10 protein-coding genes are annotated in these 12,129 nt (G+C 72.2%); 2 read left to right on the top strand and 8 right to left on the bottom strand.

What is annotated here, in order from left to right; genetic code table 11:
* Nucleotides 1–133 precede the first annotated feature (133 nt).
* Entirely contained in the window at nucleotides 134–1,795 is a 1,662-nt protein-coding gene (locus SMA5143A_RS26305; protein WP_258193758.1) for an MDR family MFS transporter, read from the top strand.
* Between the two features lie 51 nt (nucleotides 1,796–1,846).
* On the opposite strand, the gene cseC is transcribed toward SMA5143A_RS26305, so the two are convergent.
* The 6 genes from cseC to SMA5143A_RS26275 form a co-directional block, all read right to left on the bottom strand.
* Nucleotides 1,847–3,448 carry a two-component system sensor histidine kinase CseC gene (cseC, locus tag SMA5143A_RS26300; protein ID WP_258193757.1) on the bottom strand — a complete coding sequence of 534 codons (1,602 nt, stop codon included), beginning with the start codon at nucleotides 3,446–3,448 and terminating at the stop codon, nucleotides 1,847–1,849.
* Nucleotides 3,449–3,462: 14 nt separating this feature from the next.
* Entirely contained in the window at nucleotides 3,463–4,170 is a 708-nt protein-coding gene (cseB, locus tag SMA5143A_RS26295) for a two-component system response regulator CseB (protein WP_107465322.1), read from the bottom strand.
* Nucleotides 4,171–4,230: 60 nt separating this feature from the next.
* Complete coding sequence (locus SMA5143A_RS26290) at nucleotides 4,231–4,911, bottom strand: hypothetical protein (protein WP_107465321.1); 681 nt, start codon at nucleotides 4,909–4,911, stop codon at nucleotides 4,231–4,233.
* On the bottom strand, nucleotides 4,899–5,450 hold the full coding sequence (locus SMA5143A_RS26285) for a SigE family RNA polymerase sigma factor (protein ID WP_055524060.1): 552 nt from the start codon (nucleotides 5,448–5,450) through the stop codon (nucleotides 4,899–4,901). The genes SMA5143A_RS26290 and SMA5143A_RS26285 overlap by 13 nt, the downstream gene beginning before the upstream one ends.
* A 409-nt stretch (nucleotides 5,451–5,859) precedes the next feature.
* Nucleotides 5,860–6,783 (bottom strand): A/G-specific adenine glycosylase, encoded by a 924-nt coding sequence (locus SMA5143A_RS26280; protein WP_107465320.1) that lies wholly within the window; start codon nucleotides 6,781–6,783, stop codon nucleotides 5,860–5,862.
* Between the two features lie 260 nt (nucleotides 6,784–7,043).
* The gene (locus SMA5143A_RS26275; protein WP_181362021.1) at nucleotides 7,044–8,114 is read right to left on the bottom strand and encodes an LLM class flavin-dependent oxidoreductase; all 1,071 of its coding nucleotides are present in this window, start codon (nucleotides 8,112–8,114) and stop codon (nucleotides 7,044–7,046) included.
* 306 nt (nucleotides 8,115–8,420) lie between these two features.
* Between SMA5143A_RS26275 and SMA5143A_RS26270 the strand changes: the two genes are divergently transcribed.
* Nucleotides 8,421–9,254: a hypothetical protein gene (locus SMA5143A_RS26270; RefSeq protein WP_107465318.1), complete on the top strand. Its 834-nt coding sequence runs from the start codon at nucleotides 8,421–8,423 to the stop codon at nucleotides 9,252–9,254.
* Between the two features lie 108 nt (nucleotides 9,255–9,362).
* On the opposite strand, the gene disA is transcribed toward SMA5143A_RS26270, so the two are convergent.
* Together disA and radA are read right to left on the bottom strand one after the other, a co-directional pair.
* A complete protein-coding gene (gene disA, locus SMA5143A_RS26265) occupies nucleotides 9,363–10,487 on the bottom strand; it encodes a DNA integrity scanning diadenylate cyclase DisA (RefSeq protein WP_055542252.1) in 1,125 nt (374 codons plus the stop codon).
* Nucleotides 10,488–10,568: 81 nt separating this feature from the next.
* Complete coding sequence (gene radA / locus SMA5143A_RS26260; RefSeq protein WP_107465317.1) at nucleotides 10,569–11,978, bottom strand: DNA repair protein RadA; 1,410 nt, start codon at nucleotides 11,976–11,978, stop codon at nucleotides 10,569–10,571.
* Between the last annotated feature and the right edge of the window lie 151 nt (nucleotides 11,979–12,129).

Here is a 12,129-nt window from a genome sequence, read left to right as displayed (position 1 = left end):
GGGTCAAGCCTCTGCCAAGCCCGCCGAACTTACTTGACGACCGGCTAGTTGGGGGCCTAGTTTCCCCAAGTGTAGTCAACTAGCCGGGCGGCAAGTAAGTAGGGAAGCGGTCCGGGGGGAAGGAAGGACCGCCATGAGCGCGGACACCGAGAAGGAAACGACCAGAGGGGCCGGCGGGGCCGCGGGGGCGGTGGGTGCCGCCGCTGTGGCCGACGAGGAGATCCGTGACGCGGTCCCCGGCGGAGCTTCCGGCGAGGGTGAGGGTGCGGGCGCGAAGGAGCCACAGCCGCGCAGTGTGCGCGTCGTGCTGTTCGCCCTCATGATCGCGATGCTGCTCGCGATGCTCGACAACATGATCGTGGGCACCGCGATGCCGACGATCGTGGGCGACCTCGGCGGGCTCGAACACCTGTCGTGGGTGGTGACCGCGTACACGCTCGCGACCGCCGCCTCCACGCCCATCTGGGGCAAGCTCGGCGACCTCTACGGCCGCAAGAGCGTCTTCATGACCTCGATCGTGATCTTCCTGATCGGATCGGCGCTCAGCGGCATGGCCCAGGACATGGGTCAGCTGATCGGCTTCCGTGCCCTCCAGGGCCTTGGCGCCGGCGGCCTCATGGTCGGCGTCATGGCGATCATCGGCGATCTGATCCCGCCGCGGGAGCGGGGCAAGTACCAGGGCATGATGGCCGGGGTCATGGCCCTCGCGATGATCGCGGGGCCGCTGGTCGGGGGGACCATCACCGACCACTGGGGATGGCGCTGGTCCTTCTACATCAACCTGCCGCTCGGCGTGGTCGCGCTGGCCGCCATCAGTGTCGTCCTGCATCTGCCGAAGCCGTCGCGCGAGGCGCGGTCGGCGCGGAGCATCGACTATCTGGGCGCGGCGCTGCTGACCGTCGGCATCACGGCGATCGTGCTGGTCACGACCTGGGGCGGCACCGAGTACGCGTGGGGGTCGGCCGTCATCATGGAGCTCGCCGCGATCGGTGTGGCCGCGCTGGTGGGGTTCCTGTTCGTGGAGACCAGGGCGGCCGAGCCGGTGATGCCGCTGCACATCTTCCGCAGCCGGAACTTCACCCTGATGTCCCTGATCGGGTTCATCACCGGGTTCGTGATGTTCGGCGCGGTCCTCTTCCTCCCGCTCTACCAGCAGTCCGTGCAGGGCGCGTCCGCGACCAACTCCGGGCTGTTGCTGCTGCCGATGCTCGGCGCGATGCTCGCGGTGTCGATGGTCGCGGGTCGCGTGACCACGGGCAGCGGACGCTACAAGGTCTTCCCCCTCGTCGGCAGCGTCCTGATGATCGTGGGACTCTTCCTGCTGGCGCAGATGGACACCGGGACGAGCCGGCTGACGTCCGGGGTGTTCATGGCGGTGCTCGGTTCCGGTATGGGATGCCTGATGCAGATCACCATGCTCGTCGCGCAGAACAGCGTCGAGATGAAGGACATGGGCGTCGCGTCCTCCACGACCACGCTGTCCCGGACGCTCGGGTCGTCCTTCGGTGTCGCGATCATGGGCGCGCTGTTCAACAGCCGGGTCCAGGACGTCATGGCCGAGCGGGCCGGTGCGCTGGGGTCCGAGGTGACCGAGCAGTCCGCGCAGCTGGACGCGGCGAGCCTGGCGAAGCTGCCGGTGCCGGCGCGGGAGGCGTACCAGTTCGCGGTGTCCTCCGGCACGCACTCGGCGTTCCTGCTGGGCTCCGTGGTGGCCGTCCTCGCACTGGTGGCCGCGGTGTTCGTGAAGGAGGTGCCGCTGCGGGGAGCCGGGGGGCCGCCCGTAGCGGGGGAGTAGACGAAGCCGAGGGCACCGTCTCGTGAAGGGCAGGGGTTCGCCCCCTGCCCTTCAGGCTGTCGTCTCGCCCGGCATCGGCAGCATCGGGTAGCTGCCCGTGTTGGTGGGGGCGTGTTCGGGCAGCCAGAGGACGGCCACGGCGCCCTCCGCCGGTACGGAGTCCGGGGCGCCGGGCGGTCGGATGTTGCGGAAGGTGAGGCGGGCGCCGAGGACCCGGGCCTGACCGGCGGCGATGGTGAGGCCGAGGCCGTGGCCCTGGCCGGCGCGGTCCGAGGCGCCGGTACGGAAGCGGCGCGGGCCGTCGGCCAGCAGCTCCTCGGGGAAGCCGGGACCGTGGTCGCGGACCCGGATGACCCGTCCCTCGACGGACACCTCGATCGGCGGCCTGCCGTGCTTCGCCGCGTTGGCCAGCAGATTGAGCAGTACCCGTTCCAGGCGGCGGGGGTCCGTCGTCACCTCCGACTCATGGACCACCTGCACGCGCACACCCGCGTCCCGAGCCGCCACCCGCCGGCTCACGAACTCGCCCAGCATGATGTCCTGCAACTCGGCCCGCTCCGACGCGCCGTCGAGCCGAGCCACCTCCAGCACGTCCTCGACGAGGGTCCGCAGCGCCTGGGCCCGGTCGCGGACCAGCTCGGTGGGGCGCCCCGGAGGGAGCAGCTCCGCCGCGGTGAGCAGCCCCGTCACCGGGGTGCGCAGCTCATGGGCGATGTCCGCCGTCACCCGGCGCTCCGCCTCGATCCGCTGCCGCAGCGTGTCGGCCATGGCGTCCACCGCCCGCGCCAGCTCGGCGGTCTCGTCCCGTGTGACCCCGCCGATCGCGTCCTGCACCCGGACGTCGGTCTCGCCCTTGGCGACCTGGTTCGCGGCGGCCGCCGCCTTGCGCAGCCGGCGGGACATCCGCCCGCCGATGAGGACACCGAGGGCCGAGCCGCCGAAGACGACCGCGATCGAGCCGATGATCAGGGCCTGGTCGAGATCCCGCAGCACGGTCGAGCTGTGGTCGGTGTGCGTGTGCAGCGACAGCACCCGGTTGTCCTTCAACGGCACCGCCGCCCAGATGTCGGGCACCCCGTCGGGGCCCTCCGAGACATACGTCGCCCGGCGGCCCTCCATGACCTTGGCCAGCAGGTCCTGCGGGATCTCGGGGTCGTTGATCCGCACCCCGAACGCCCCCGACTTCAGCGGGCGACCCGACTCGTACATGCGCTGGGCGACCTGGATGCGCTCGTCGGCCAGGTCGCGCGCGTTGTCCAGCATCGACACCCGCGCCGCGTTGTGCACGACCAGGCTCAGCGCGATCGCCACCAGTGCCCCGACGAACGCGATCGCCGCGCTGAGCTGCCAGCGCAGCCCGGTGCGCAGACCCGAGACCGGGCCCCCGGAGACCGTGTCGACGCCGTCTGCGGCTCCGGCACCCGAGCCACCTGCCCCGGCCCCACGCCCGGCGCCCGCGACGACACCGCTCCGGCCGCCACCGCCGCCGCTCCCCGCACCCACACCGCTCCAGGGGCCCGTGCCCCGGCCGCCGCCCAGGTTGACCCCGGCGCCCGGACCGCCCGCCGCACCGGTTCTCGGCCGGGCGGCGTCCGAACCGGCCCCGCCCGGCGCTCCCGGCCCCCGCCGTCCTCGTATCCCCCTCATGGCCATACCGGCGGCCCCGCTCAGGCCTTGAGCTTGTAGCCGAAGCCGCGGACCGTCTCGATGCGGTCCTGGCCGATCTTCGTGCGCAGTCGCTGCACATGGACGTCGACGACACGGGTGTCGCCGCCCCAGCCGTAGTCCCAGACACGTTCGAGGAGCTTGTCACGGGACAGGACCGTGCCGGGGGCCGAGGAGAACTCCAGGAGCAGCCGCATCTCGGTCGGCGTCAACGCCACCGGGTCGCCGGCCTTGCGTACCTCCATGCCCTCGGTGTCGACCACCAGCTCGCCGAAGGTGAGGACCCCGTCGGTGCCGGCGGACCCGTGGTCGTCGGCGCGGGAGTCGCCGCCGCTCGCGTGCCCGAAGCGGCGCAGCACCGCCCGGATCCGGGCGACCAGGACGGCGCCGTCGAACGGCTTGGTGACGTAGTCGTCGGCGCCCGCCTCCAGACCGAGGACCACGTCGATGGAGTCGGCGCGCGCGGAGAGCATGATCACCGGGACGGTCGACTCGTCACGGATTCGGCGGCACAGCGAGACCCCGTCGAGGCCGGGGACCATGACGTCGAGGAGCGCGATGTCCGGCCGGTTCGCCCGGAACGCCTCCAGCCCCGACAGCCCGTCGGGCATGGCCGTGACCGCGAAGCCGTCCCGCTCCAGGGCGAGCTGGGTGGCCTCGCGGATGACATCGTCGTCCTCGACGAACAGGACGTGGGTCTGCTCTGCCATCCGGTCTTCTCGTCCGCTCTCGGTAGTGATCGGTGGGGTGGGGGAAGGGCTGGGCCGGTGTCAGCGGGGTGCGGGAGTGGGCGACTCCGCGCCGCCCACCGAGGTGCTGTACTCCGTGCGCGTACTGGACCGTTCGACGAAGCGGTCCTTCAGCCAGCGGTAGGTGGTCACGTCCTCGCTGGACGGATACGCGGACGGGTCGCCGTACCGGTCGTTCTCGTACAGCTGCCGGGTCACCAGCAGGTCGCCGCGGTCGATCTCCGCGTACACCGGCGGCTGTTCGGAGAGGAAGACGCTGCGGTACTTGCCCTTCTCCGAGCGGTACACGTACGAGGCCACGCCGACGGCGTCCGCGCAGGACAGCACGTTCACCACGATGTCGTCCGTCGAACCGCCGGTCAGATCGCCGTAGATGACGTCGATCGGCGGCTTGTCGGCCACGCACGGCTCCAGGTCGGCCTTCACCGCCTTGCTGACCTGCGGGTCGGCCCGGACCAGCCGCACCACCTCGTCCACGCTCGGCTGGTCGCCGTGCGCCGAGGCGGAGACGGCCGGTGACGCGGCGCCGGCCTTCAGCGAGTCGCTGTCCGCCGGGCCCTCGTCGCGTGCGCCGGTGCCGCCCGTGCCGCAGGCGGATACGGAAAGGCCGAGGGCGGCGAGCACGGCCACCGCCGTGATCGCCGCCTTCGAAGCCTGCCTGGCCCCTTGGCCGGGGCCGGCCTCTGTGCTCAGGCCGCGCAACGCTCCTGCTCCTTGTTCGGTGCGAGCGCGCGGGCGGCGCGCTCTGCGAGGTCCCGCGACTCCAGCTCCTCGCGGAGCCGGGCCAGCGCACGGTGGAGCGTGCTCTTCACGGTTCCGGCCGACATGCCGAGGGCGGCGGCCGTCTCCTCCGTGGACATCTGCTCCCAGTGTCGCAGCACCACGACGCTGCGCTGCTTCGGAGCGAGCACCTTCATGATGTCCATGAGGAGCGCGCGGTCCGCGTGCTGCTCGGTGGAGTCGTCGATGCAGGCGTCCGGGAGCTGCTCGGTGGGGACCTCCTCCAGCTTCCGGGCCCGCCACCACTCGGTCCGCGTGTTGATCATGACCCGGCGCAGATACGCGTCCGCCAGCCGCTTGTCGGCGATGCCGTCCCAGCGGCCGTACGTCCGGGCCAGTGCCGTCTGCAGCAGATCCTGGGCGTCCACCGGGTCCGGTACGAGCCGGCGGGCGCTGCGCAGCAGCGCGTCCTGCCGGGTGCGGACGTACTCCTCGAATTCGAGCACCTCGCCGTGCGCCATGATCAACCGCCTCCGTTCCCCGTTTGCCGACCAGCGCGCGGTCTGCGCCGTCGGTTCTCCGCTCCGTCGTGCCGCCGAACGCGTTCTGGTCGTGCGTTCCGCCGCCGCGTCCCGCTGGTTCGTTCGTGTGTTCCCGCGGTACGTCGAAGAAGCTACGGAGCTGTTGTCACGGAGGTGTCCGAGGCAGCCTGCGGAGAACGCTCGGCTGTCCGTCGGTTGTGTAACAGAAGTAGGAACGGGGTAAAGCGAGGGGCGATTCGGGGCGGGTATCGGGTGATTCGCCCCCGCGGGGCCCGCCGGATCGCTGTTACGGAGCCCGCCGCGTCTGCCCTGACCGGAGCACGCGTGTGCCCTGACCGGAGCGCGGGCGGGTCCGTCGCGGACTCCGGTCAGGGCCGGGTGACGAGCGTCAGGTGAGGGGGAGTCGGTAGAAGCCGTCGGGGAGGGGCTCCACCAGCCCGTCGGAGACCAGTCCGTCGAGCGCCCGGGCCCGCTGCACCGGCTCGTCCCAGACCCGGTCGAGCACCGTCTGCGGTACGGGCTCCACCGCGTCCCGCAGCACGGCGAGGAGCTTGCCGCGCACCTGCCGGTCGGTCCCGGCGTACGTCTGGCCCCGACGCGCCGGCCCGTCGTGCGCGGGCTTCCCGGCGAGCCGCCAGGCGCACTGCGCGGCGATGGGGCAGTGATGGCAGGACTCGTTCTTCGCCGTGCACACCAGCGCGCCCAGCTCCATCGACGCGGCCGCCCAACGCGACGCCGTGCCCTCGTCCTGCGGCAGCAGGGCGCGCGCCAGCTTCCGCTCGGCGGCCGTCGTGGCGTTCGGCGGGTACTGCGTGCCGGTGACCGCGCGGGCGAGGACCCGGCGGACGTTGGTGTCCAGCACGGCGTGCCGCTGCCCGTACGCGAACGACGCCACGGCCGCCGCCGTGTACTCCCCGATGCCCGGCAGCGCCAGCAGCTGCGCGTGGTCCCTCGGTACGTCGCCGCCGTGCCGTTCCGTTATGGCCGCCGCCGCGCCGTGCAGCCGCAGCGCCCGGCGGGGATAGCCGAGCCGGCCCCACGCGCGCACCGCCTCACCCGGCGGTTCCTTCGCGAGGTCCGCGGGGCGGGGCCAGCGGGACAACCACTGCTCGTAGACCGGCAGCACGCGGTTGACCGGCGTCTGCTGAAGCATGAACTCACTGACCATCACCCCCCACGGGCCGGCCTCCGGCCGCCGCCACGGAAGATCCCGCGCGTGCGTCTCGAACCAGGCGATCACCGGGGTGTGCAGGGGGGAGGCGGACGGGGTCGGGTCGACGGTGTTGCCCTGGGGCTTGGTGGGTGCAGTCATGGCACGTCCGATCCTGCCATGTCGCTCCGCTGGGGTGGTGGGGGCGCGGCGGAGGGGTTGGGGCACCTGTTGTATGCCGGGTGCGGGTGGGTGGGGGGCGTTGGCGCAGTTCCCCGCGCCCCTGAAGGGAACGGGCCTGCGGCCCGCCCTTCATGAAAAGCACGGGGCGCAGCCCCGGTCGCTTGCCAGGGGCGCGGGGAACTGCGCGAGCAACCACGAACCACCCGCACCCGCCGAACGAACCGCGCGCCCCCGAGCTATTAGGCGCCCGGCCACCCCAACAACGGTCCCAGCCTCGTCGCGATGTCCGTCAGGATCTGGACATAGTCCTCGTGCTCGAAGGTGAACGGCAGGGCGAACGCCACCTCGTCGACCTCGCGGAACGCGACCTGCGCGTGCAGCCGCTCGGCGATCTCCTCGGACGTCCCCACGAGGTCCGGCGCGAACAGCAGCCGCCCCGGCCCCTGCGGCGCCGCCGTCCGGGGCAGGCGGGCGGCCGCGTACGCCTCGTACCTGGCCCGCTGCTCCACACTCGCGGAGTCCGTCGGAATCACCACCAGCCCCTGCGAGACCCGCGCCCGCTCCCCGTCGGGGTGGTGCGCGCGGAACTGCCGGATGTGCGAGAGCTGGATCGCGGCGAAGTCCGCCGACCCGGCCCCGGCCTCCTCGTTCCCCGGTGCGCCCTCGCTCGGCGTCGTCTCCCCCGGCTCCGCCTTCACGACGCTGCTGGTGAGGAAGTTCATTCCGTTCTCCCCGGCCCAGCGGGCCGACCGCAGGCTGCCGCCGCCGTACCACAGACGGCTTCCCAGGCCGGTGGAGTGCGGCTGGACCCGGTTCGAGAAGACCTCGAACCCCATGGTGCCGCTGAACTCCGTGGCCGCCTCCCCGCGCACGAAGCCGAGGAGCCGCCGGACCCGCTCGAAGCTGAAGTCCTCGGAGTCGGCGGTGTCGGGGTAGAGCGCCGACTTGACCGTGTCGTAGTGCATCGGCGGCCCCACGCTGACACCGGGGTTCAGCCGGCCGCCGGACAGGATGTCGACCGTCGCCAGGTCCTCCGCGAGCCGCAGCGGGTTCTCCCAGCCCAACGGGATGACGGCGGTGCCCAGTTCGATACGGCTCGTGCGCTGTGAGGCCGCCGCGAGCACGGCGACGGGAGAGGAGATGCCGTACTGGAGGTGACGGTGGCGCAGCCAGGCGCTGTCGAAGCCGAGCCGTTCGCCCAGCTCGATGATCTCCAGGGTCGACTCGTGGCCCCGCCGGGGGTCCGCCTCGTCGAACAGCCCGATGGTCAGAAAGCCCAGCTTCCGCAACGGCCGCGAGCCCGGCGGCACGGGGTGGTCCATGGTCGTCCTCCAACTGGTACGCGGTGGGGACGATTGTCGCAGGCGGGCGGCTTGGGGGAGTCGTGCACCGTTCCGGTGAACATGTGCGGGGGGAAAGGGGAGTTGACCTTTCGCGCCGCTGATCGTCGTGATCACGGACGGTGTCCGTTTCGCCTTGATGGTTACTGACCGCGATCGGTAACGTCCCTGCTCAGGCGGTGAGTCGGGCCTACCAGGATGATGATCCGGAAAAGTTGCGGTTCAGGGCGGCGGGTGGGGCCGGTTAAGTGCCTGATCTCTCGTACAGTTTGCGCCGTGGGATCTCTGCGCAATCCGGTCGGGCCGCTTCCCTCCACCATCTACTGGCGACGGAGGGCCGTCATCGCGGCCGTCCTCGGCGTGCTCGCCCTTCTGATCGTATGGGTCGTCACCGGCGGTGGCGGCAACGGCAAGAACGGCGCGGGCGACTCCAACGGCAAGAACCCCGCGCCCTCCATCACCCCCGGGCCCTCCGGCTCCGGCCCGGCGATCAGCCAGGCGCCCGGCGGCCGTGACGAGACGGGCGACGAGTCCGGCTCCGGGGGCGACAGCTCCGGATCCGGCTCGGACTCCGGCTCCAGCTCGGGCTCCGGGGCCGGCGGTGGCGACGGCGGTTCGAGCGCCTCCGGGGGCGGCTCGTCCAGCGGCGGCACCGGGAGCGGTGGCGGGAGCACCTCCGGCGAGCAGGTGCCGGCGGGGTCCAGCCTGCCCAACTGCGCGGCCTCGGCGGTGAAGTTGAGCATCCGCAGTGTGCGCAACGCCTACGCGCCCGGTACGGACCCCACGTTCGAGCTCGTCGCCCGCAACTCCTCGGGCAGCGACTGCAAGCTCGACCTCGGCCCGGACCACACGATCGTGACGATCACGGCGACCGGGGCCGACGACGCGTTCTGGTCCTCCGACGACTGCCACGAGACCGCCGGCAGCCTGCTGTTCCGGGTCCCGGCCGGCGACCAGGTCACCTACACCGTCCAGTGGAACCGGGACCCCAGCGCCCCCAACTGCGCCACCCCGTCCGCCGGTTCGGCCAAGCCCGGCACGTACCTCATCGAGGCGAAGGCCCCCGGCCTGACCAAGGACCGGACGTCCTTCGTCCTGGAGAAGGACTGACCCTCCGGGGCGAGCGCGCCGGCCTCCCGGCGGGCGGCCCTCCGGAGCGGGACGCGCGTGCCGCGATCGGTCAGGGGCGTGGGGGTTGGTTCGGCTGACCGCCGGAGGCTAGACGTAGCGCTCCAGGATCGAGGACTCCGCCAGGCGCGACAGGCCCTCGCGGACGCTGCGGGCGCGGGCCTCACCGACGCCGTCGACGGTCTGGAGGTCGTCGACGCTCGCGGCGAGCAGCTTCTGCAGGCCGCCGAAGTGTTCCACCAGGCGGTCGATGATGGCGCCCGGCAGGCGGGGGACCTTCGCCAGGAGGCGGAAGCCGCGCGGGGAGACCGCCGAGTCCATGCCCTCGGGGGAGCCGGTGTAGCCCAGGGCCCGTGCCACCGTGGGCAGTTCGAGGAGTTCCGCGTGGGAGAGGGCGTCCAGCTCGGACAGTGCCTCGTCGACCGTACGGGAACGTTTGGCCGTGGGCTCGGGGACGTAGTCCCGGACCACCAGCTCCCGTTCCGGCTCCACGCCCGCGATGAGCTCGTCCAGCTGGAGGGCCAGAAGGCGGCCGTCCGTACCCAGTTCGACGACGTACTCGGCGATCTCCGTGGCGATGCGCCGGACCATCTCCAGACGCTGGGCCACCGCCGAGACGTCCCGGACCGTCACCAGGTCCTCGATCTCCAGCGCTGACAACGTTCCCGCGACCTCGTCCAGGCGGAGCTTGTACCGCTCCAGCGTCGCGAGGGCCTGGTTGGCGCGGGACAGGATCGCCGCCGAGTCCTCCAGGACACGGCGCTGCCCGTCGACGTACAGCGCGATCAGGCGCATCGACTGGGAGACGGAGACCACCGGATACCCGACCTGTTTGCTCACACGGTCCGCGGTGCGGTGCCGGGTACCTGTCTCCTCCGTCGGGATCGTCGGGTCCGGGACCAGTTGGACACCTGCCCGCAGGATCTTCGACAGGTCCGAGGAGAGGACGATGCCGCCGTCCAGCTTGCACAGCTCACGCAGCCGCGTGGCCGTGAACTCGACATCCAGGACGAAACCACCGGTGCACATCGGCTCGACGGTCTTGTCGAAGCCGAGCACGATGAGTCCGCCGGTGTTGCCGCGGAGAATCCGCTCAAGCCCGTCGCGCAGCGCCGTGCCCGGGGCCACGGCGCTCAGTGAGGCGCGCATCAGGCCATCGGCACCGGAGCTCCCACCGGACTTTCCGGGAGCTGCTGCCCGGTCGTTGGCTGCCACTGCACTCCTCCGGTCGCAGGTTCTGGGGCGCTCCCGTTTCGCACACGTGGTTCGTACGGACGGGCGAGACCTGGGCAAAGTCTACCGGCGGTCCTCGTCGTCCCGTGGGGCGTCTCGACGACGGGATCGGGGCAGTACCCGCAGCGCGTCCCCCATGTCCGCCACTTCCAGCACCTTCATACCGGGAGGAACCTTGCCGGGATCGGACGGAACGAGCGCGTGCGTGAAGCCGAGGCGGTGCGCCTCCGCGAGGCGGCGCTGCACACCGGTGACCCTTCTGACCTCGCCGGCGAGGCCCACTTCGCCGATCGCCACGAGGTTCTTGGGCAGCGGGGTGTCGCTCGCCGCGGACGCCAGGGCGAGCGCGATCGCCAGGTCCGCGGCGGGCTCGGACAGCTTCACGCCGCCCACCGTCGCGGAGTAGATGTCCCTTTTGCCCAGAGCGGCGATCCGGCCGCGCTGCTCCAGGACCGCCAGGACCATCGAGACCCGCGAGGTCTCCAGGCCGGACGTGGTGCGGCGGGGGGAGGGGAGCTGGGAGTCGACTGTGAGCGACTGCACTTCGGCGACGAGCGGGCGGCGGCCCTCCAGGGTGACGGTGAGGCAGGTGCCGGGCACCGGCTCGTCGCGGCGGGTGAGGAAGAGACCACTGGGGTCGGCGAGGCCGGTGATGCCCTCGTCGTGCAGCTCGAAGCAGCCGACCTCGTCCGTGGCGCCGTAACGGTTCTTGACGCCGCGTACGAGGCGGAGGCGGGCATGGCGGTCGCCCTCGAAATGCAGCACGACGTCGACCAGGTGCTCCAGGAGGCGGGGGCCCGCGATCGCGCCGTCCTTCGTGACGTGGCCCACGAGCAGGGTCGCCATGCCGCGTTCCTTCGAGGCGCGGATCAGCGCACCCGCGACCTCGCGGACCTGCGCCATGCCGCCGGGGGCGCCGTCGATCTCCGGGGAGGCGACCGTCTGCACCGAGTCCAGGATGAGCAGACCGGGCTTGACGGCGTCCAAGTGGCCGAGGACGGCGGCCAGGTCGGTCTCGGCGGCGAGGTAGAGGTGGTCGTGGAGGGCGTCGATGCGGTCGGCACGGAGGCGGACCTGGCTCGCGGACTCCTCACCGGTGACGTAGAGCGTCGGGCGCTCGGCGCTGGCGGACTTCGCGGCCACGTCGAGGAGGAGGGTGGACTTGCCCACGCCGGGCTCGCCGGCGACGAGGACGACCGCGCCGGGGACGAGGCCGCCGCCGAGGACACGGTCCAGCTCGGGGACGCCGGTGGGGCGGGCGGTGGCCTGGCGGCCGTCGACCTGGCCGATGGGGAGGGCGGAGGTCGTGACCCGGCCGGGGGCGGTGGTGCGGACGGCGGGGGTGCCGTACTCCTCGACCGTGCCCCACGCCTGGCACTCGGGGCAGCGGCCCAGCCACTTCGCCGTCTGCCAGCCGCATTCCGTGCAGCGGTAGGAGGGACGGTCCTTCGTGGACTTGGTACGGGCAGCCATGCACGAACCGTAGCGGAGGGGACTGACAACGGGCCGGGGGGCCGTGGGCGGGGGCCGGGAGGGGGCGGGGGCCGGGGCCGGGAGGGGGCTGGGGGGGCCGGGGGCGCGTGCGGTGCGTTGGGGGGCGGGGCCGTGCCGGTGTGTCAGCCCG

The sequence above is a fragment of the Streptomyces sp. MA5143a genome (assembly GCF_900290235.1).
Taxonomy (GTDB): domain Bacteria; phylum Actinomycetota; class Actinomycetes; order Streptomycetales; family Streptomycetaceae; genus Streptomyces.
This window is presented reverse-complemented; position numbering and strand designations above follow the sequence as displayed.